The sequence below is a fragment of the Gluconobacter sp. DsW_056 genome (genome assembly GCF_002153595.1).
GTDB classification, from domain to species: Bacteria; Pseudomonadota; Alphaproteobacteria; order Acetobacterales; family Acetobacteraceae; genus Gluconobacter; species Gluconobacter albidus.
In genome coordinates this window covers 485,753-505,264 of the sequence record NZ_JOPF01000009.1, presented here as the reverse complement: position 1 = coordinate 505,264, position 19,512 = coordinate 485,753, and the positions used below count along the sequence as shown (strand labels likewise).

The window sequence follows — 19,512 nt, the reverse complement described above, 5'->3', positions numbered from 1 at the left end:
TTCCTGAATTTCCGCGAAACATAATTGCAGACTATAACAAGGGAAATATTGCACATGCAGGGCCTGCCCGATCCCAAGAGCCTTCTGGACGACGACCGTGCCGATGGCTCGATCTACAGCAATCCGGATCTGTATGACATGGAGATGGATCGCATCTTCATGCACAACTGGATCTGGGTTGCGCATCGCAGTGATCTGCCGGCACCCGGTGACTTCATCACGACATTCGTCGGGTCTCACCCGGTCATAGTGTCGCGTGATCGCAAGGGTGTGGTGCATGTCATGCTCAACCGCTGCCGGCATCGTGCCGCGACGGTATGTGAGCTCAAGCATGGCAAGACGGCCAGTTTCGTCTGCCCCTATCATGGCTGGGCATATGGTCTGGATGGTGCTCTTCGGGGGGTTCCTCATCAGGAGGGCTATACGGGGCAGCTGGACAAGTCCAAACTGCCGCTCATCTCCCTGAAGGTCGAGGAGTATAACGGGCTGATCTTTGCCAGTTTCGACAAGGATATCATGTCCCTCGATGAGTGGCTGGGCCGTGCGAAGCCCTGGATTGATCTCTTCATGAAGCAGGGGGCCGGCTGGCCGGTCAAGACGATGGGTGAACACAAGTTCACCTTCCCGGGCAACTGGAAGATCCAGCTCGAAAACACAACGGACGCCTATCACTTCCCGATCGTCCACAAGTCCTTTCTGGATTCCGTCGATGCGGAAACACAGAATACGTTCGATTTTGTTGAAGGTGCAGGTTTTGTTGAAGACCTGGGGCATGGGCACTCGGTCATGGTCATGATTCCGGAGCTGGTTGATCTGGATGAAGGGCTTGATGCCCCTATTCCGGAGCGCTTTGCTGAATTGGCCGCGGAACTGGCCAAGGACTATCCTGACGAGCAGGTCCGCAAGATCGTACGTGCCGTAGGTGGATCGGGTTTCAATCTCAATCTTTTCCCGAACCTTGCCTGTTCCATGGCCTTTTTCCGGGTCCTGCGGCCTTTGAGTGTAACCGAGACCGAAATCCGCCATATCGCCATTGGTATGGATGGCGGTCCTGATATTGCCAATGAAGCGCGTCTGCGGCTTCACGAACATTTTCAGGGTCCGATGGGCTTCGGAACTCCCGATGATGCAGAAGCGTGGGACCGGGTGCAGCGCGGATCACTGGCGGGCAAGGATATTTCCATCTTGCTGAATCGTGGTCTTGGCCATGAAGCACGGCGTGAGGATGGAAATCTGTTCAGCGACGTCAGTGCCGAAACAGGGATGCGGGCAGCCTACAGACAATGGCTGATTGCGATGTCGGAGGAGACAGGGGCATGAGCATTACGCTACAGGATGCCATTTCACTTATCACGCTCGAAGCTGACATGCTCGACCATGGCGATTTTCACGACTGGCTGAAACTCTATACGCCAGAAGGGCGCTATGTCGTTCCGATTGACCCCGATGTGGAAGATTTCGAGAAGGTTCTGAATTACGCTTATGACGATGCCGAGATGCGTGAAAAGCGCGTCGTACGGCTGTTGAGCGGTCGTTCTATTTCTGCAGCGCCCCCGGCACGGACAGTCCGGCTTCTGTCGCGTTACCGGATGCTGGAGAGCAGTGACACGCATTGCACCCTGCGCTGCGCCCAGATGCTTCAGGAACTTCGACAGGGCCGCGTTCATGACTATGCCGCCAACCTGAACTATCGTCTGGAAATGACTGAGGACGGGCTGAAAATCGCGCTCAAGGTCGTGCGTCTGCTGATCTCAACCGAGGCGCTGACCGCTGTGAGTTATATCCTTTGAGCCGGGTTGCACTGGTCACAGGGGCTGCGCGGGGTCTGGGAGCCTGTATCGCCGGGCATCTTCTGTCAGAGGGATACAGGGTTGTTACGGCTGATCTGGATCTTGATGCCGCGAAGGCTTCTGTCGCGGACTGGGGCGATCAGGCGTTTGCCCTGAAAATGGATGTTGCGTCCGAAGCTTCGGTTGAGGCCGGTCTGGATGCGGTGGAACGGCATTTCGGCCTGCCCTGGCTCGTGGTGAACAATGCCGCAGTCATGAAGGCGCAGAAGGTTCTCGAGATCGATATCAATACGTTCGATGCGGTCATGGCGGTCAATGTGCGCGGCACGTTTCTGGGATGTCAGCGATTTGCGCGCAGGCTGCGGACGCAGAACGCTCCGGGGCGGATCGTCAATATAGGGTCACTGGCCGGTGAAAACGGCGGCACGGCAACGGGTGCGCATTATGCAGCCTCGAAAGGCGCGATCCATACACTGACGAAAGTTTTCGCACGCGACCTCGCCCCCTTTGGCATCACGGTGAATGCGATTGCTCCGGGGCCGCTGGATCTTCCATCCGTGGCGGAGACAATCGGTGCCGAGAAAATGCCGGGGCTGATAGCCGGACTGCCTACAGGGCAGCTCGGCAACCCGCTTTCCGTGGCGCGTATGGTCGCGGAACTGGCGCATCCCCTGTCAGGGGCTATCACGGGCTCCACAATCGACATTAATAGCGGATTGTACATGCGATGAGCACACAGACGATCGAAGTCCGTGTCGGATCATGTGAACTGATCGGGAAAGTCCTGTCTTTCGATCTGTTTCCCGTAACGGGCGAACTGCCGGCCTGGGAGGCAGGTGCGCATATCGATCTGATTTTGGGAGATGACCTTGTTCGCCAGTACTCCCTGTGCGGCGATCCGGCGGATAAGACACGGTACTGTCTGGCCGTGCTCCTGGAAGAAAATTCCCGGGGCGGTTCACGCACCGTGCACGAAACAGTCAGGCCGGGTGCCGTGTTCAAAATCGGTGCACCCCGCAATCTGTTTCCACTGGTGCCGTCCGAAGGGCCTGATGTCCTGATTGGCGGCGGGATTGGAGTAACGCCTCTGATCGCCATGGCGCATGAGCTTGGTGACCGAAATGTGCCGTTCACCCTGCACTATGTCGCGCGCGATCCTGCCTTTGCAGCTTTCCTGCAGGCTTCGTCTTTTGCTGACCGTGTGCAGATACATGACCGGAGTAATCCGTCCACGTCCCGGCCTGATCTGTCTTCTGTGCTGCAGGGCATTGGACGTGGACATGTCTATACCTGTGGTCCGGTTGCATTGATGGATGGGGTGCAGGAGGCAGCCCTTGCTCTTGGCCTGACGGAAGCGCAGATCCACCGGGAAGCTTTTTCCGCACTTCCGATCAGTGAAGGAGAAACATTCGAGGTTCTGGCTGCAAAAGCCGGCGTCCGGGTGCAGGTTGGTGCAGACGAACCCATTACCACCGCTTTGGCACGGGCAGGCGTGAAGGTCACGGTCAGCTGCGAGCAGGGGATCTGCGGGACCTGTGTTGTTGACCTTCTCGAAGGCGACCCTGACCACCGGGATGAGTATCTGACCGAAGATGAACGGACTGACCAGATCGCACTGTGCTGTTCGCGCGCAAAGTCGCCGTTGCTGGTTGTGGATCTGTAATGGCAGGGCTGAAAATCTGCGTCGCAGGTGTTGGAGCGCTGGGGGGAACCCTGGCCGCGATGCTGGCGCGGACAGAGGCCTCCCTTTCGGTCGTGGCGCGGGGTGCAACGCTTCAGGCACTGCACGAAAACGGGCTGGTTCTGGATGATGGACAGGACCGCAGTATCTGCCATCCCATAGCGGATACGCGAGCGCCGGACTGTCATCAGGATGTGATCCTGCTGGCTGGAAAGTCTCACCAGTTACCTCAACTGACTGAAACCGTCAGGCATGCTGTTGGCCGTCAGACGCTTGTCATTCCGGTCGTGAATGGTCTGCCATGGTGGATGGCCACCGACCCAAACGGAGCGTTTGAGGCAGCGGTACCTGTGCTGGATCCAGATGGACGCCTGTCAGACCTGTTTTCTCGCTCCTGCCTCGTCGGCGCCGTGGCTTATGCCATGACAGAACAGACGGCACCGGGAGTGGTGTCTTCCGCCCGCGCTCCGATGCTGGTTCTGGGGATGGTGGACGGCATGCCTGATGACAGGTTGAGCCATGTCCTTCATGTCCTGCAGCAGGCGGGGATTACGGCACGGTCCAGTCCGCAGATCCGATGCGATATCTGGAACAAGATTGCTGCCAATCTGGCGACCAATCCGCTTTCGGTGGTCTGTGAAGCCAGCCTTTCCACTCTGGCAGGCGCAGTATCAACAGAGGCTGTTATTGCTGACATCCTTAAAGAAACCCTCGCAGTCGGGACTGCCTGCGGTCTTTCCAACCTGCATGACGTGGATGAGATCCGGGACACCATTGCGAAGGCAGGTCCACACCGTACCTCGATGCTTCAGGATTACTGTGCGGGGCGCATACTGGAGCTGGACGCAATCGGCTGGACAATTGCGAAAATCGGGCAGGCGCATGATGTGCCGATGCCCGTTATGTCAACCGTTCTTGAACTGGCAACCTTCAAGGCCGCACAACGCGTGCAGGCACAGGGAATACGATCATGACGATGGACATGACGACTGAAGAAATGCAGCTGAGAGTACGGCTGGCCGAGTGCTATCATCTGATCAATCATTACGGCTGGACGGAGATGATTTTCAATCATATTTCCGTCCGCCTTCCGGGCACGCCAACACGTTATCTCGTCAACCCGTTTGGTCTTAATTACGACGAGGTGACGCCTGACAACCTGCTGGTCGTTAATGCCGACGGGCAGTTGATCACCGAGGCGGAACACAAACCCAATCCTGCCGGCTTTGCCCTTCATGGCGCCATTCATACTGCCCGTGATGATATTCACTGTGTCATCCATACCCATACGAACGCAGTCTGTGCCGTGGCAATGAAGCAGGCCGGGTTCAGCCATGATAATTTTTACGGCGCGCAGCTCTTTGAGCGGGTGGGTTATCATGCCTTCGAAGGCATCACCCTTTATGACGAAGAGCGCCCCCGGATGCTCGAAAGCCTGGGCGACAAGCATGTTCTCGTTCTGCGCAATCATGGCATTGCCGTAGGAGAAGCTGATGTGGCGCGCACGTTCTTCCTGTTGTGGATCGTGCAGCGTGCTGCGGAAATTCAGTGCCATGCAGGGCAGATTCCTGGTCCGGATGTGCTGATTTCCGACGATATCAAACGGGGATGCGCGCGAGACGCCGCCACCCTGATTTCCGGATCATCGGCGGCAGACAGGATGTTTGATGCCGCTGTGCGCAAGATGCGCAAGGAACGTGGACCGCTCTGGACAGGAGACAAGGCATGACGAGCGTAACTTCAGACGTTTTTCGCAAGGCGATGGCACATTTTGCGACAGGTGTCGCTGTGGTGACGGCAACTTCGGATGAGGGAGAGCAGGGGGCAACGATCAGTGCCCTGAGTTCCGTTTCACTTGATCCGCTGACGCTGCTGATCTGCCTGAACCGCAAAAGCGCGACATGCCGGGCTATCGAGCAGAGCCAGCGCTTTGGCATCAGTATTCTCACGAATTCGCAGGAAGGCATTGCCCGGCATTTCGCCATGCCGTCCCATGCCAAATCCATGGACGAACACTGTATCCGCCACGATGATGGTACGTGTTTTGTTCGTGATGCCCTGGTGCAGATCGGGGTGGAAGTCATTGAGACCCTGCGGGGTGGAACACATGAAATCTTCCTCGCCCGTCCCGTGCACATCACAATGAACGAGGATGGCGAGATGCCTCCTCTGCTTTATTATCGAGGCACGTTCGACCTTCTCGCCTGAATTCTTCCCTATCCAGAAAAGAGGCTCCCGATGAGCGAAAATACTCCCGATACTGCCACCGTTCTTCTGGCGCGGATTGAACGTCACGAAGCCAGCATTCAGGCTTTCAGCTCTTACGATCCGGTCCGTTTGCGTCATGACGCCGGTAATGCACCAAAGGGGCCGCTTTCGGGCCTCAGTGTCGGGGTGAAGGATATCATCGACACGGCCTATTACCCAACAGCGCATGGATCACCGATCTACGCAGGGCATCATACTCCAAATGATGCCGCATGTGTCACTCAGCTCAAGGCGGCCGGGGCCCTGTGTGTCGGCAAGACGGTGACAACGGAATTTGCTTTTTTCCGGGCTGGTCCGACAGTCAATCCCTATGATTTTTCACGCACGCCAGGGGGGTCGTCGAGTGGCTCGGCGGCGGCTGTGGGAGCCGGCATGATCGACATCGGACTGGCGTCCCAGACGGCAGCCTCTCTTACACGGCCTGCATCCTATTGCGGCGTGGTGGGGTTCAAACCGTCTTATGGACGTTATGCCGGGGCGGGAATCAAAGGACTGGCACCGTCTTTTGATACGCTGGGCACAATTACGCCGGATGTTAAAACAGCGGTTCTTGCAGATAGCGTTTTAAAAGGGCCGGTTCCGACTGCCAGTACGGTGAAATCCGCTGTCCCGAAGCGGGTAGGAGTCTGCCGTACGCCTTGGTGGGATCAGGCTGAGGACTCGACCCGTATGGCTTTGCAAAAGGCAGGTGCCTGCCTGGGTGGAGAGACAACTGTTGAAGACGTCGATCTGTCTGTATTCAAAGCCGCTGCTGACCTGCATGTGACGATCATGAGCTATGAGGCCTGCCAGGCGCTGGGCTGGGAATATGCCGAGCAACGTGCCTTGCTCAGCAGCCAGATTGTCAGCTTGATCGAAGCGGGACGTGCGATCGACTATGCGACGTATCGGCAGGCTCTCGCGGAAGCAGACAGGTTGCGTGCACAGATTGCCGATGTTTTTACGCGTTATGATCTGTTGCTGGCTCCTGCGGCTCCTGGGGAGGCGCCAAAGAAAGAAGACGGGACAGGCAGCCCGATTTTCAGCCGCATATGGACGCTTCTGCGTTTGCCAACCGTCACGCTTCCCGGCTTTACGGGTGTAAACGGCCTGCCAGTCGGGATTCAGCTTCTGGGCGCATTTGGTGAGGATGAATCCCTGCTGGATTATGCCACATGGGCTGAAACGCTTTTTCCTGCACGCCCTATTCCCTCCATTTGCGTGCAGGATACCGGTCATGAGTGAACTTCTGACGCGACTGGAAATGCTGGAACAGCGTGTTGTCACACTGGAAGCAGAGGCTGACATCCGCAGGATCCAGGCGCGTTACATGTTCCTGTGCGACACACCCTGCCCTGAAGCTGATGTGAAAGACGATGGGCAGCGCGTGGACCGGATTATGGACCTGTATACTGAAGATGCAGTCTGGGAAGGTGTCGGCGAGTATTATGACAACCAGTTCGGCCGCTGCGTCGGCAAGAACGCAATCCGGTCGCATTTTCAGGCTTTCTGGGGCCAAAAGCGTGACCCCGAACTTCTGCTGAACGTGCATTATCTGACGTCGGAACAGATCCATGTTCACGGCGATCATGCAGACGGACAGTGGATTCATTGCCAACCCTGGATCTTTAGTGATGGATCCTCGCTTCTACGGTCCAGCCGGCTGAACAACCTGTTCCGTCGCGAAGACGGTGTCTGGAAAATTGCTCGGACACGAACGGAAAACGTGTTTATTTCTCCCCTGAAAAGTGGATGGGCCGAGACATTTCCAAAGCACTCTGTTCTGATGAACCCCTAATCTGTTTTTACGAAAGACCACGTTCATGCAAAATACTGAAAGCGCTGCATCGGCAGAGATCATCGAACTTCATCGTCTGCTTCAGGACTGGTTTTGTGGAGTGGGCAGCAGTGATCCGAAGGATATTCTGGATCGCATGACGCCGGACTACATGATGGTGGGGGCGGCCGGGCGTCTGGTGACGTTCGAAATGTTTGCGAAAGTCCTGCCCTCGCTTCGTGGCAGTCGTCCGGGCCTGGTCATGGAAATCGAGGACGTGAAAGTTCTTCATGCTTTCGAGGGGGGGATGCTGGCATTCTATCGTGAAATCCAGACACAGGGAGAGACCAGAACCGAGCGCTGGTCCAGCGTTCTGTTCTGTGCCGCCGGGCAGGGAGAACAACTGCTGTGGAAGCATCTGCAGGAAACATTCTGCTCATAAACCCAGGCAAGTTTTCCGGTTCTTTCTTTTAAAAAAGAACCTTTTTATCAAACCGGGTCGAGCCATAAAGTAGCAACGCCGCCAGCAGGCCGCCGCCACATGTTACCAACGGCAAGGAAATTGCGACGCCGGCCACATGGTCATCGAGATATCCGACCAGCATTGAGCCCCCCGACAGACCAATTAGCGCATTACAGAAAAGCAGTACTGCCGAAAACTGGGATCGGAATGTTTTTGGAACCGACTGTTGTAAGACAATGGCTGACGGCGGCATCGGCAGTGCGGCACAAAAGAACGACATCGCAAAGAGCATGATACCAAACGGGATATTCGGTGAAGCGATAGATCCCCAGAGCAATGCGGGGGCAGACAGGGCACCGGTAATGCCCATTGTGGCTGCTGGAAATGGATGATTGCGACGGCCAAGGAAATCAATAAGCCACCCGCTGACATATGCTCCTGCACATCCGCAGAAAATAGCTGTCAGCCCCATAATTTCCCCGACGCTTTGATGGGAAAAATGTCTGTACCTTAAGAACAGCGCAGGCATCCAGCTCAGGAGGGAAAACAATATGATGGCTGTGGAGGAATAGCCGAGAAAGTGACAGGTAAAGAATTTCCAGTGAAGTCGAAAAAACCCCCAGGCTGTTTCCGAAGATGTATCTTCCTTCTGAAAATTGGCGTGACGTCTGCCAGATTCGCGAACAGTCAGTGCAATAAGCAGGGCCAGAGGCAGGCCTGGCAATCCGACACACACAAAACAGAGTTTCCAGGCAATGATGCCGTGCCATTCATGTGTCGTATGCAACAGGCCGATCAGCATTCCGCCGAACAGGAAAGCGATACCTGCTCCAATAAAGGAGCCAAGCGAAAACAGTGCGAGTGTCTGGCCGAGCTTATAAGGCGTGACAATATCAGCCAAAAAGGAATATACGGCTGGAACAAGGGCTGCCTCACCGACACCAACGGCCATACGGCATATGAAAAGTTGCCAGAAATTTTGTGCAAAACCACAGGAAATCGTTGCTACGCTCCAGATGATGATGCCAGCGACGATGATGGGGGGACGGGCTATCCGATCACTGAGGGCTGCAATAGGCAGGCCGAGTATCGAGTACAGAAGCGAGAATGCCAGTCCATTAAGCAGGGCAAACTGAAAATCCGAAAGCAAAAGAGCAGTTTTGATAGGGCCAACCAGCAAAGCAAGAATTTGCCGGTCCACGAACGAGAGCACATAGGCGCTGGCGAATAACGCAATGATCCCTCGGGGAGAAGCCAAAACCATGCCCGCGTCCTTTTCTGTTCGGAAGCGATATGATATGAATATTCATGTGAAATATCCATAAGAATATTCCATTTTAATGTATAATCTTTTTCTAGGAAGAGACCGGTTCCAGTGAGGTGGAAGGTCGTCTATCCATCCATAGCAATCGCTTGTTTTTAGGTTTTTTATGAAACCTGAATCAAATTCCTGCCTCCATATCGACGGTATCCGCAGTTTTGGGGGATTAAAACAGCGGTAACTATTTTCTGGAGACTATGGGCCGCGTGCGCAATGATGTGCCGATCTGGCGACGGATAAAGCAGAACGGGGTGGCAGAAGGCTGAAGAAACTGCGCATCTCTATGTGGCAGTAATCATATTGCATAAGAAATGATGTGGGTCCTTTATGTCCGGTCATCCGCGCGCTGGAAGCGGATCAGGCTGCGCGACAGCCGTCCCTGAGCCCAGTTCGGCATCTTCCGCCACGGCGTCGTAACGTCTGCGGTTGTGCCGCTGACCACAACGGTCCGGCGTTGTTCCGTGCCCACCCATTCTGGTGCCCAGGCTGTCTGAACCTGCGTAATCCACTGGTTTCCCTCGACGCGATAGCGCCCGATATAGGCTACCAGCGTTTTCATAAGGGCCGGATAATCGGCTTCCGTTTCAGCTGGATGGCGATGGCTGCCCTCCAGGTTGAATGCCACCCATCCATCAGGCGTAAAAATGACCCGTCCGCGTGGTGAAGGGCCCATCGCATTAATGAATGTTCCCGTATCCTTTTCCTCCACCCGGTAGGAAACGAGATTCCAGGTGCCGACAAGCTGATCTTTCAGCGTTGGTTGTTTCGGGTTTCCGTCATCGGATGTCGTGACTCGAAAGACTGAAACCATGCTGTTTTCCCGACCCTGTGTGGCGTTTCTGGGCGTTCTATAACGCAGGCCGATCACCTTTCAGTAGGCGCATCATCGGAAAGGGAATATTACGTCAGATGCAAGAATGAATCGAATTCCGCTTTTAGGGGGGCAGGATGCGCCATGACGAAACAGGGGACCTGCGCTTCTTCGCCCATCTTGTCGCCTCCGGCAGTCTGACCGTCTGTGCCCGCAATCTCCAGACATCGCCCGCGACTGTGTCCCGTCGTCTCGCCCGTCTGGAAAGCCGGCTGGGCAGCCTGCTGGTCGTCCGGAATACGCGGCATTTCGGGCTGAGTGAAAACGGGCGGATCTACCATGAGCGCGCCGTGGAAATTCTGGCGCTCATTGACAGTCTGGAAGAGGAGATCTCATCCAATACCAATATTCCCCGGGGAACGCTCGGGATCGGTGCTCCAGTAGAACTCGGGCGACGCCTGATCGCACCTTTTCTGGCCACTTTCAGTGCCACGCATCCGGACCTGCTGGTCAATCTGGCACTGGCCTCGGAAGGTTTTTATGACACCAGTGATTCTCTCGATGTCGTCCTGCGTCTGGGCCTTCCTGATTCTCCGGATGCGGTTGTCACCAGACTGGCCTCGACAGTGCGGGTCCTATGTGCATCGCCTGAGTATCTGGCCCGCCATCCCCCGCTGGTAACGCCGCAGGACCTGGCGACCCATCACTGTCTCTGTCTGAGGCGCAACAAGACAATGGCCCTTCTCGACCGCTGGGTCATCGGTAACGATCTGCAGACGGAGATCATTACGGTCGAACCCCGTCTTTCGAGCACGAATGCTGAGATCATCCATGACTGGGCGCTTTCGGGAGAAGGAATCGCCTACAAGCTCCTTTGCGATGTGAAGCATGATCTGGAACAGGGAAGGCTCATGCGGATTTTCCCTGATCTGCAGGGGGAGAAAATCGACCTTCATGCCGTGTTGCCCAACCGGAAATATACGCAGGCCAGTGTCCGCGCCTTCCTGCATAGTCTTAAATCCCATCTGCGTGTTGCTGGTTTCTTTTAGGCGGATGCGCAAGCTTGCCCATCTCTTACTCAGACGTGATATGACGCCTGTCTCTTGGTCGATCGAACAGGATTATTCTGATGCAGGGCAGCGGTGTTGGCGTTCTGGACAAGTGCACGGAGTTGATGCGTTGCCTGTTCGGGCGGCAACATGAAGGTGAACCGCATGGCTTTCGGACGTCACTGCGGCAAGCAGGCGGTCATATTCGCTGGCTTCTGTCATGTTGGGAGGAAGAGGGGGCATTGGGCTCTCCGGAGCGTCTTCCTGCAGTCGTCGGTTGCGCTTGCGATCGGCGCCTGTCGGCCGCTTGATCATGCGTCCCGAAGCCGGGTTCAGCGAGAGCGGGACATCCCATTCACTCATGGCATGATTGAGGATGGAGGCCAGGAGATTGAGCCGCTTGACGACTGTCGCAGCGGCCAGATCTTGCCCTGACGGTCGCGAAAGCCTCGAACTGCTGGAACTGTCAGGCGAGAGAGATTCAGGTCTGCGATGGGATCACTAAGCAGTGCCGGGATATGGCCTGTCCGGTCAGCCTCGCGATGAGCCATGCATTCGTCACGGTAGCGCTCAATCAGGGTTCGGAGCACGAGGCCATCCAGGGCCCGGACGTCGATATGACGCCCTTCGCGCACTTTGACCGAGGTTTCCTCGAGCCACGCGCGGGCAAGACGGGCGGTGTCAAATGTTCTGGTGATCCGCTGGCCGCTGGCCGGCTTGCGGGCCCTGTATTGCTTGGGCCCCCGGCAATTCACGCCATCAGGCAGAGGGCGTCCTGTTGCAGGATCTTTGGCATTCTCGGCGGACTTTATACGGGCCATGAGACGAACTCCGAAAGGGGACGGAATCGTCATTGGTCCAGAATTGGTCCAAAACCGCTACTTAATTTTTAATTTTGGCGCCCGATACAGCTCTAATACGCTGATATCATTACCAAAAATTGGTGTCCCGTACGGGATTCGAACCCGTGTTGCCGCCGTGAAAGGGCAGTGTCCTAGGCCTCTAGACGAACGGGACTGGAGGCGTGAGCGGGTGTATAGAAGGGGTTTCGGAGGGCGTCAAGCGGCTGTTGCGTCGGAAATGAAAAAAGATAGATTTTTTCGCTCCTGCCATGTTTCGGCGCGCAATGTGCCTGCGACATGGACCAGCGGCATGGCGCGGTCCTCCAGCAGGGGGGCGAAGGGTTTGTCGCCTGCACGGAAGACCAGACCCCGCAGACGGGTGTTTCCGTCCTCGCCCTGAAGAATGACGCGGAGCGTATTGCCATCCTTGCCGATGCGTTCGCTTTTGACGCAGCGGACATTGCTGATGGCAAGAACGGGCTCTTCATTGCCGGGGCCAAAGGGCTCCAGTCGGGAGAGTTGATCGGCCACGGCAATGGAGGCTCCGGCCAGTGTTATGATGCCGTCGAGTTTCAGCGCGTCCTGTTTGGGGAGCGCGAGTGCTGTGGAGAGTTGTGTGTTCAGGGCGGCGTGGAAGTCTTCCGCGCGGTCTGCGGCAAGGGAGAACCCGGCGGCCATGGCGTGTCCGCCGCCTGTGAGGAGGAGGCCGTTCTGGCGGGCGGCGATGATGGCGGTTCCGAGGTCCAGTCCGGGAACCGAGCGGGCTGAGCCTTTGATGATGCCATCGGTCAGGGCGGCGACCAGGGCAGGACGGTTGTAGCGCTCTTTCAGTCGGCCAGCGACGATGCCGACGACGCCCGGATGCCAGTTCTCACCATGCAGGAAGATGACGGCGTGGCCTGCATCGAGCTGCTGCTGGGCCTGTTCCATGGCGGAATCGAGGATTGTGGATTCGACGGTCTGGCGCTGGTGATTGACGCGATCGAGCTGTTCGGCGAGGGCGCGGGCCTCCACGACGTCTTCGGAGAGCAGAAGTTTCAGGCCCAGATCGGCCTGTGCGATGCGGCCTCCGGCATTGATGCGGGGGCCGAGGGCAAAGCCGCAGGCCATGGCGCTGGCTTCTTCCTTCACGCCCGCAACGGAGGAGAGTGTGGCCAGTCCGAGGCGCTCCCCGCGTGACATGACGCGCAGACCCTGCATGACGAGCGCACGGTTCAAGCCGGTCAGGGGCATGACGTCGCAGATGGTGGCGAGGGCCGTGAGGTCGAGGCGCTGGAGCAGATCGGGGATGGCCTGCCCGCCGTCGAACCAGTTGGTGCGGCGCAGGAGGCGGATCGTGGCGACCATGGTGAGAAAGGCGACGGCGGTGGCACAGATGTTGTTCAGGCCCGATGCACAGTCCAGCCGGTTCGGGTTGACCACGACCCCCTTGGGCAGGGCTGCGCCATCGGGTTTGTGATGATCGAGGACGATGATGTCGGCACGGTCTGTCAGGCCGTTGAGGATGTCGATCGCAGCGGTGCCGCAGTCGATGCAGACAAGCAGGGTGGCACCTTCCGACAGCAGGTTTTCGAGGGCTGCGGTGTTGGGGCCGTAGCCTTCGGTCAGACGGTCGGGGATATGGGTGCTGACGGTACAGCCGAGTTCGCGCAGGGTGTCGCAGACGAGGGCCGTGCCGCAGGCGCCGTCCACGTCGTAATCGCCGAACAGACCGACATGCTCGTGGTTGCGGACGGCCTGTGCGAGGCGTTCGGCGGCCCGGTCCATATCCTGCAGGCAGGAAGGGTCGGGCATGGCGTCGCGCAGGCGGGGATTGAGGAACGAGGAGGCGTCGTGGGGTGCGACGCCCCGTGCCGAGAGGATACGGGCCAGAAGCTCAGGAATGTTGGCCTGCTGGGCGAGAGCGAGGGCCAGGCGGTTGTCTGCTTCCGCCAGCCTGGGATCGCGCCAGATCCAGCGGCGGTTTCCTGCACTTCGGGTTACGCCGAGGACGGCGCCCGTATCGTCTGCGAGCATGGTTCTCCGTTCAGGACGCGGGTTCTGCCTGTGGTTTGAAGCTGTGATGGCTCTCTATATAGCGCACCGTGCGGGATTTTGAACGCATCACGATGGAATGCGTGCGCGCGCGGGTCGCGCTCGGACGTTCCACGCCCTTCAGGAGCGGGCCGGATGTGACGCCCGTTGCGGAGAACAGAACGTTGCCGGAGGCCATGTCGTGCAGGTAGAGCTTGCGGGCCGGGTCGAGGCCATTCGCCATTTCGCGCGCCCGCTGGCGCTGGGTGTCGTCCTCGAACAGGAGGCGGCCCTGCATCTGGCCTTCCATGCAGCGGATGGCTGCTGCGGCCAGAACGCCCTCGGGCGCACCGCCGGAACCGGCGTACAGATCCACGCCGCCGCCGTCCACGCAGGTTGCGATGGCGGCCGCGACGTCGCCATCGCTGAGAAGCATCACGCGGGCGCCGGCTTCGCGGGCGTAGGCGATCAGCTCTTCATGTCTTTCACGGTCAAGCGCGCACAGGACCATGTCCGACACGTTGCGCTTCTTGGCCTTGGCCAGCGAGCGGAGATTGTTGCCGATCGAAGCGTCCAGATCCACGACGCCTTCAGGAAGATCCGGGCCGACGACGATCTTTTCCATGTAGATGTCGGGGGCGTGGAGGAACTTGCCGCGTTCGGCCAGCGCCACGACCGTCAGGGCGTTGGGCAGGCTCTTGGCGCACAGATTCGTGCCTTCGAGCGGATCGACCGCGATGTCCATCGCCGGTCCGCCGGAGCCGACTTTCTCGCCGATGTAGAGCATCGGGGCTTCGTCCATCTCGCCTTCGCCGATGGTGACGATGCCGTCGATGGCGACGGTGTCGAAGGCCGCGCGCATGGCCTGTACGGCTGCGCCGTCGGCCTCGTTCTTCTGGCCGCGACCGGTCCAGTGCGCGGAGGCGATTGCGGCCGCCTCCGTGACGCGGACGAGCTCAAGGGCCAGGTTGCGGTCAGTGACGCGATAGGGGGGGATGTTCTGAGGGTCGATCACGCAAGGGGATCCTCGATTTTGAGCACAAGCGGCTTTCCGGTCACGACAGGAAGGACGGCGAGTGCTGTTGCGGCTGCATGAATGGCTTTTTCAGGAACCTGATGGGTGATGATTGTCAGGTCGGCGCATCCGGTTGCAGCATCATGCTGGGAAACAAAGTGAACGGAGACATCATGGTCCCGGAGAACCGATGTCAGCTCTGCCATTACGCCCGGACGGTCCTGAACGTTCAGACGTAAATAGAAAGCGCTGTTCAAATCAGCGAGACTGGCGCAGTCGGCGGCGGCTGGCACGGTGGTTGTGCCCCACACCGGAATGGCGGTTCCCCGCGCCAGATCAATCAAATCGGCGACGACGGCGCTGGCGGTCGGGCCTTCGCCTGCGCCGCGACCAGAGATGGTCATCGGACCGCTGAAGACGCCCTGTGTGGTGACGGCGTTGAAGACGCCCTCGACGGCGGCGATGGGGGCTTTGGCGGGAACGAGGCAGGGGCGGACCCAGGCTGCGACGCTGCCGTTTTCAGCCTGGCGGGCCATGCCGAGGAGCTTGATGCGGTATCCGAGTTCGTCGGCGAATTTCAGGTCGGTCGCGGTGATGTCGCGGATGCCCTGAACGGAGAGGGTGCTGAAGGCGATGGGGCGGAAGGCCAGACCGGCCAGAATGGCGAGCTTGTGGGCCGTATCCCAGCCATCCACGTCCGTGGAGGGTTCGGCTTCGGCATAACCCTTGGCCTGCGCTTCGGTCAGAACGTCCGTGAAATCCCGGCCGGTGGCGCGCATTTCGGTCAGGATGTAGTTGCAGGTCCCGTTCAGGATGCCACCCACGCTGAGAAGGCGGTCAGCAGCCAGTCCTTCGCGGACGAGCTTGATGGCGGGAATGCCACCCGCCACCGCGGCTTCGAACAGGAGGGGGGCGTTCTTTTCCGAAGACAGGCGGCTGAGCCTGTCGCCATGCAGGGCCACGAGCGCCTTGTTGGCGGTCACGACCGGAAGGCCGCGTTCGAGCGCGGTGCGGACCATGTCATGCGCCGGGCCTTCGGATCCGCCGATGAGTTCGACGGCCACGTCGATCTCCGGGTCCTGTGCCACGGCGATGGCACTGTCGTGCCAGCGCATGGCGGACAGGTCGGCGCCGCGGTCGCGCGTGCGGTCACGGGCCGTGATGGCCACGACTTCGATCGGCCGGCCGGCCCGGGCGGTAATCAGGTCAGCATTCTCACGCAGGAGACGAATGACACCGATTCCGACAGTTCCAAGTCCAGCCAGTCCGATCCGCAGTGGTTTCACGATGATGCAGCTCCAAGAAGGTCAGCGGTTCCGGCCCCGGCGCCGTGCCGGGTCATGAAGCTCTTGATGGCCCGCGTCGCCTGACGCAGCCGCTGGGTGTTTTCGACAAGTCCGATCCGGACAAAGCCCTCGCCGTATTCCCCGAATCCGAGGCCGGGTGCAACTGCAACCCCTGCTTCCTTGAGCAGGAGTTTGGAGAAGGCGACGCTGCCCATTTCGGCGAAGGCGGGGGGAATGGGGGCCCAGGCGAACATCGAGCCCGCGGGAACGGGCACGTCCCATCCGGCGGTCTGAAGGCCGCGCAGGAGAACGTCCCGGCGGTCTTTGTACATGGCGCGGATTTCGGACACGTAGTCCTGCGGGCCGTTCAGTGCGGCGACCGAAGCGACCTGAATGGGCGTGAAGGCGCCATAATCCAGATAGGATTTGATGCGTGTGAGGGCCTGGATCAGCTTCGGATTGCCGACCGCAAAGCCCATGCGCCAGCCCGCCATGGAATAGGTTTTGGACATGGACGTGAACTCGACGGCCACGTCCTTGGCACCGGGAACGGCGAGAATGGACGGGGGCGGCTCGTTCTCGTTGAAATAGATTTCCGCGTAAGCCAGATCGGAGAGGATCCAGATGTTTTCCCGTCGCGCGAAGGCCACAAGTTCCTTGTAGAAATCGAGGTTCGCGACAAAAGCCGTCGGGTTGGACGGGAAGTTGACGATCAGCGCCGTCGGCTTGGGCACGGAATGGCGGACGGCACGGTCCAGAGCGCGAAGCATGTCCTCGTCCGGTGTGGCCGGGATCGAGCGGACGGAGGCTCCGGCGATGATGAAGCCGAACTGGTGGATCGGGTAGGACGGGTTCGGGACTAGGATCGTGTCGCCAGGGCTCGTGATGGCGGCGGAGAGGTTCGCCAGCCCTTCCTTGGAGCCTAGTGTTGCGATGACCTCGGTTTCCGGGTCCAGCGAGACGTTGAAGCGGCGCTCGTAATAGTTCGCCATGGCCTTGCGCAGGCCCGGAATGCCGCGGCTGACGGAGTAGCCGTGCGCGCGCGGATTGCCGACCGTCTCAATCAGCTTCTGCACGACATGCGCGGGCGGTGCGCTGTCGGGATTGCCCATGCCCAGGTCGATGATGTCGTCACCGGCGGCTCGCGCGGCGGCCTTGGCCTTGTTCACTTCAGCGAACACGTAGGGCGGCAGGCGGCGGATGCGGTGGAACTCTTCGGTCATGACCAGCTCTGGGGCAGAGGGTGAAAGGGAGACGCGACGATAGACAGGTTTTTCCAGGAGTGGAACAGTCTGACTGTGACAGATCTCACAATGTGTCTTTCGGCCTCTCGGCTAAGCCTTCTGTCAGCCTCCCGTGGTGACGCGCACGCCGTCGCCGATGGCTTCGGCCTTGAGAATGATGGCCGAGGCCGGGACGCCGCGTTCGATCAGGGCGCGGGCGACCACGCGGGCGCGGAGCAGGCCGAGAGCGATTTCCCGGTTCTGGTCCGCAGGGGCAAGAGCGGCGTCCGCGCTCATGAAGGCGCCGAACCCCCGGATGGTCAGGGGGCGGTTGCCGCGCTGTGAGACGATATGCTGGTAATCGCCCTGCGGGTTGCCCATGACGTGGTCGGTGGCGGGCTGAAAGCGGATCAGGGTGCCTTCGGGTGTTGAGGTGTCGATATCCGGCTGGACAGGACCGCTCAGCATGGCGTCACGCGGGAGGTCGAACCCCGGAAACTGCGGCGGTGGGGGCGGCAGGTCTCCGATTTTCGGAAACTGGCCCGGAGGGGTCGGCGGGATGGATTTGGCCACCACGGGAGGGAGTTCGGCTTCAGGGGCCGGTGACTGTGCCTGAACGGGGGGCTTCTTTGCCGGAGCCTGAGCTGGCGCGGGAGATGCCGTGGCGGGTGTGTCGGGTGCCGGATTGATGGCCGACGGGCTTTCGGGCTCAGGCTGGCCAACGGTTGTCATGGTCATGCCGCTCTGTTCGGCGTTGGCGGTCGTTACGGCGGCCGGTGTGGGTTTGGGCGGCGGCGGGATGGTCGGGAGGGCGCCCTGGGCGGCACTTTCGCGCTGGGCGAGGTTCCGCTGCGCCTCAAGGCGGGTTGTCAGCGACAGGCGGGCTTCCGGGGTCGGGAGGTTCGGTGCCTGCGTGGGAGTGCGGCCGACATGGGGGTAGGGCAGGTTTTCCCCCGGCGGAGGGGCGCGCAGTTTTGCGATTTCGCCGCCTTCGAAGCCATGCCACCAGCCGGTGACGGTATCGGTCATGTCCCGATGCTGGCAGGCCGTCAGAAGTGGCGCGGTCATCAGCAGGAGAAACGGGATTTTCCCCGCAGTTCTGCGTGTTGCCGCTGTCATGGGCTGCCTGCTGATCCCTGGGGCCACTGTGCCGTTCCTGCTGTCTTTGGAATGTCGAAATACGGCGGACACTAGCCGTTCGGGACCGGGATGGCGAGTGTTCCTGTCCCCTTCACATGGAAGGAGGACTTGGCACCGACGAAAACGAAGCGCAGGATAGGGGGTATGAAGATGCATGCTGGATCTGGAAACGATATGGATATCACCAGAATGAACCCGACCCGCCTGGACGACGAGCCGGATGCTCCGGAGCGCGAAACCCGCGAGGAAGACAACAAGACGCTGAACAGCCCGATCAGCGAGCTTGAAGGCCGTCTGTTCGATCAGCGGAAAGTTCTGATTTTCGGCGGTATCAACGACAAGATCGCCCGTGACGTGACGGGGCGCCTGCTGGCGCTGGCCGGGACGTCCGACAAGCCGATCGATGTCTATGTGAACTCGCCGGGCGGTCATGTGGAGAGTGGCGACACCATCCATGACATGATCCGCTTTGTGGATTCGATTGCGCCGATCAATATGATCGGGACCGGCTGGGTCGCCTCAGCCGGGGCGCTGATTTACGCAGCTGGCCGTCCCGAGCGGCGCGTCTGTCTGCCGAACACGCGCTTTCTGCTGCACCAGCCGATGGGTGGAGTGCGCGGTCCGGCAACGGATATCGACATCGAGGCCCGCGAGATCATCAAGATGCGCGAGCGTCTGAACCGTCTTTTCGCCAGGGAAACCGGGCAGACCTACGAGAAGGTCGCCAAGGATACGGACCGCAACTACTGGATGTCGGCGCAGGAAGCGATCGAATACGGGCTTGTGAACCGCATCATCAGTTCTGCGACCGACCTGAAGTAAAACTACAAGCTCCAAGGGGCACGGCGTGTCTT

Annotated in this window: 20 protein-coding genes and 1 tRNA gene; 12 read left to right on the top strand and 9 right to left on the bottom strand. The window is 59.2% G+C overall.

Annotated features, from left to right (window positions below; all coding sequences use genetic code 11):
- Positions 1-54 precede the first annotated feature (54 nt).
- Genes HK22_RS09600 through HK22_RS09555 form a run of 10 tightly spaced genes read left to right on the top strand, consistent with a single transcriptional unit; the run spans position 55 to position 7,937 of the window.
- Positions 55-1,320 (top strand): Rieske 2Fe-2S domain-containing protein, encoded by a 1,266-nt coding sequence (locus HK22_RS09600; protein ID WP_086649083.1) that lies wholly within the window; start codon positions 55-57, stop codon positions 1,318-1,320.
- Positions 1,317-1,790, top strand: a complete 474-nt coding sequence (locus HK22_RS09595) for an aromatic-ring-hydroxylating dioxygenase subunit beta (protein WP_062108797.1) — start codon at positions 1,317-1,319, stop codon at positions 1,788-1,790. The genes HK22_RS09600 and HK22_RS09595 overlap by 4 nt, the downstream gene beginning before the upstream one ends.
- A complete protein-coding gene (locus tag HK22_RS09590; RefSeq protein WP_086649082.1) occupies positions 1,787-2,521 on the top strand; it encodes an SDR family NAD(P)-dependent oxidoreductase in 735 nt (244 codons plus the stop codon). Before HK22_RS09595 ends, HK22_RS09590 begins: the two co-directional genes overlap by 4 nt.
- Entirely contained in the window at positions 2,518-3,453 is a 936-nt protein-coding gene (locus tag HK22_RS09585) for a PDR/VanB family oxidoreductase (protein ID WP_062108802.1), read from the top strand. Before HK22_RS09590 ends, HK22_RS09585 begins: the two co-directional genes overlap by 4 nt.
- Positions 3,453-4,445, top strand: a complete 993-nt coding sequence (locus HK22_RS09580) for a ketopantoate reductase family protein (RefSeq protein ID WP_086649081.1) — start codon at positions 3,453-3,455, stop codon at positions 4,443-4,445. Before HK22_RS09585 ends, HK22_RS09580 begins: the two co-directional genes overlap by 1 nt.
- Positions 4,446-4,453: 8 nt before the next feature.
- Entirely contained in the window at positions 4,454-5,200 is a 747-nt protein-coding gene (locus tag HK22_RS09575) for a class II aldolase/adducin family protein (protein WP_233142530.1), read from the top strand.
- Entirely contained in the window at positions 5,197-5,679 is a 483-nt protein-coding gene (locus tag HK22_RS09570; protein ID WP_062108808.1) for a flavin reductase family protein, read from the top strand. The genes HK22_RS09575 and HK22_RS09570 overlap by 4 nt, the downstream gene beginning before the upstream one ends.
- A gap of 30 nt (positions 5,680-5,709) precedes the next feature.
- On the top strand, positions 5,710-6,963 hold the full coding sequence (locus HK22_RS09565) for an amidase (protein WP_062108810.1): 1,254 nt from the start codon (positions 5,710-5,712) through the stop codon (positions 6,961-6,963).
- Positions 6,956-7,516: a nuclear transport factor 2 family protein gene (locus tag HK22_RS09560; RefSeq protein ID WP_062108812.1), complete on the top strand. Its 561-nt coding sequence runs from the start codon at positions 6,956-6,958 to the stop codon at positions 7,514-7,516. Before HK22_RS09565 ends, HK22_RS09560 begins: the two co-directional genes overlap by 8 nt.
- A gap of 25 nt (positions 7,517-7,541) precedes the next feature.
- Entirely contained in the window at positions 7,542-7,937 is a 396-nt protein-coding gene (locus tag HK22_RS09555; RefSeq protein WP_062108814.1) for a hypothetical protein, read from the top strand.
- Between the two features lie 28 nt (positions 7,938-7,965).
- On the opposite strand, the gene HK22_RS09550 is transcribed toward HK22_RS09555, so the two are convergent.
- Positions 7,966-9,222, bottom strand: a complete 1,257-nt coding sequence (locus HK22_RS09550; RefSeq protein WP_086649080.1) for an MFS transporter — start codon at positions 9,220-9,222, stop codon at positions 7,966-7,968.
- Between the two features lie 382 nt (positions 9,223-9,604).
- Positions 9,605-10,090 (bottom strand): lipocalin-like domain-containing protein, encoded by a 486-nt coding sequence (locus HK22_RS09545; RefSeq protein ID WP_086649079.1) that lies wholly within the window; start codon positions 10,088-10,090, stop codon positions 9,605-9,607.
- A gap of 137 nt (positions 10,091-10,227) precedes the next feature.
- On the opposite strand from HK22_RS09545, the gene HK22_RS09540 reads away from it, so the two are divergent.
- The gene (locus HK22_RS09540; RefSeq protein WP_086649078.1) at positions 10,228-11,139 is read left to right on the top strand and encodes a LysR family transcriptional regulator; all 912 of its coding nucleotides are present in this window, start codon (positions 10,228-10,230) and stop codon (positions 11,137-11,139) included.
- Between the two features lie 359 nt (positions 11,140-11,498).
- Here HK22_RS09540 and HK22_RS09535 read toward each other — a convergent pair whose 3' ends face one another.
- From HK22_RS09535 to HK22_RS09505, 7 genes are all read right to left on the bottom strand, one after another.
- Positions 11,499-11,960 carry a hypothetical protein gene (locus HK22_RS09535; protein ID WP_233142528.1) on the bottom strand — a complete coding sequence of 154 codons (462 nt, stop codon included), beginning with the start codon at positions 11,958-11,960 and terminating at the stop codon, positions 11,499-11,501.
- A 120-nt stretch (positions 11,961-12,080) separates the two neighbouring features.
- A tRNA-Glu gene (locus HK22_RS09530) sits at positions 12,081-12,156 on the bottom strand.
- A gap of 41 nt (positions 12,157-12,197) precedes the next feature.
- Positions 12,198-13,997, bottom strand: a complete 1,800-nt coding sequence (gene recJ, locus HK22_RS09525; RefSeq protein ID WP_086649077.1) for a single-stranded-DNA-specific exonuclease RecJ — start codon at positions 13,995-13,997, stop codon at positions 12,198-12,200.
- 10 nt (positions 13,998-14,007) lie between these two features.
- Positions 14,008-15,009, bottom strand: a complete 1,002-nt coding sequence (gene glpX / locus HK22_RS09520) for a class II fructose-bisphosphatase (RefSeq protein WP_062027529.1) — start codon at positions 15,007-15,009, stop codon at positions 14,008-14,010.
- Positions 15,006-16,295 carry a homoserine dehydrogenase gene (locus tag HK22_RS09515; protein ID WP_062027528.1) on the bottom strand — a complete coding sequence of 430 codons (1,290 nt, stop codon included), beginning with the start codon at positions 16,293-16,295 and terminating at the stop codon, positions 15,006-15,008. Before HK22_RS09515 ends, glpX begins: the two co-directional genes overlap by 4 nt.
- Positions 16,292-17,518, bottom strand: a complete 1,227-nt coding sequence (locus HK22_RS09510; protein ID WP_062027526.1) for an LL-diaminopimelate aminotransferase — start codon at positions 17,516-17,518, stop codon at positions 16,292-16,294. Before HK22_RS09510 ends, HK22_RS09515 begins: the two co-directional genes overlap by 4 nt.
- Before the next feature lie 123 nt (positions 17,519-17,641).
- On the bottom strand, positions 17,642-18,637 hold the full coding sequence (locus HK22_RS09505; RefSeq protein ID WP_086649076.1) for a hypothetical protein: 996 nt from the start codon (positions 18,635-18,637) through the stop codon (positions 17,642-17,644).
- A 165-nt stretch (positions 18,638-18,802) separates the two neighbouring features.
- On the opposite strand from HK22_RS09505, the gene HK22_RS09500 reads away from it, so the two are divergent.
- Entirely contained in the window at positions 18,803-19,480 is a 678-nt protein-coding gene (locus HK22_RS09500; RefSeq protein WP_086649075.1) for an ATP-dependent Clp protease proteolytic subunit, read from the top strand.
- Positions 19,481-19,512: the final 32 nt, after the last annotated feature.

Bases quoted from the DNA above. Each gene is read 5' to 3' on its own strand.
- HK22_RS09510 (WP_062027526.1), bottom strand. From the start codon at position 17,518: ATGACCGAAGAGTTCCACCGCATCCGCCGCCTGCCGCCCTACGTGTTC.
- HK22_RS09585 (WP_062108802.1), top strand. From the start codon at position 2,518: ATGAGCACACAGACGATCGAAGTCCGTGTCGGATCATGTGAACTGATC.
- HK22_RS09540 (WP_086649078.1), top strand. From the start codon at position 10,228: ATGCGCCATGACGAAACAGGGGACCTGCGCTTCTTCGCCCATCTTGTC.
- recJ (WP_086649077.1), bottom strand. From the start codon at position 13,997: ATGCTCGCAGACGATACGGGCGCCGTCCTCGGCGTAACCCGAAGTGCA.
- HK22_RS09535 (WP_233142528.1), bottom strand. From the start codon at position 11,960: ATGGCCCGTATAAAGTCCGCCGAGAATGCCAAAGATCCTGCAACAGGA.
- HK22_RS09575 (WP_233142530.1), top strand. From the start codon at position 4,454: ATGACGACTGAAGAAATGCAGCTGAGAGTACGGCTGGCCGAGTGCTAT.
- HK22_RS09500 (WP_086649075.1), top strand. From the start codon at position 18,803: ATGAAGATGCATGCTGGATCTGGAAACGATATGGATATCACCAGAATG.
- HK22_RS09570 (WP_062108808.1), top strand. From the start codon at position 5,197: ATGACGAGCGTAACTTCAGACGTTTTTCGCAAGGCGATGGCACATTTT.
- HK22_RS09505 (WP_086649076.1), bottom strand. From the start codon at position 18,637: ATGACAGCGGCAACACGCAGAACTGCGGGGAAAATCCCGTTTCTCCTG.
- HK22_RS09555 (WP_062108814.1), top strand. From the start codon at position 7,542: ATGCAAAATACTGAAAGCGCTGCATCGGCAGAGATCATCGAACTTCAT.
- HK22_RS09560 (WP_062108812.1), top strand. From the start codon at position 6,956: ATGAGTGAACTTCTGACGCGACTGGAAATGCTGGAACAGCGTGTTGTC.
- HK22_RS09600 (WP_086649083.1), top strand. From the start codon at position 55: ATGCAGGGCCTGCCCGATCCCAAGAGCCTTCTGGACGACGACCGTGCC.
- HK22_RS09550 (WP_086649080.1), bottom strand. From the start codon at position 9,222: ATGGTTTTGGCTTCTCCCCGAGGGATCATTGCGTTATTCGCCAGCGCC.
- HK22_RS09595 (WP_062108797.1), top strand. From the start codon at position 1,317: ATGAGCATTACGCTACAGGATGCCATTTCACTTATCACGCTCGAAGCT.
- HK22_RS09580 (WP_086649081.1), top strand. From the start codon at position 3,453: ATGGCAGGGCTGAAAATCTGCGTCGCAGGTGTTGGAGCGCTGGGGGGA.
- HK22_RS09545 (WP_086649079.1), bottom strand. From the start codon at position 10,090: ATGGTTTCAGTCTTTCGAGTCACGACATCCGATGACGGAAACCCGAAA.
- HK22_RS09565 (WP_062108810.1), top strand. From the start codon at position 5,710: ATGAGCGAAAATACTCCCGATACTGCCACCGTTCTTCTGGCGCGGATT.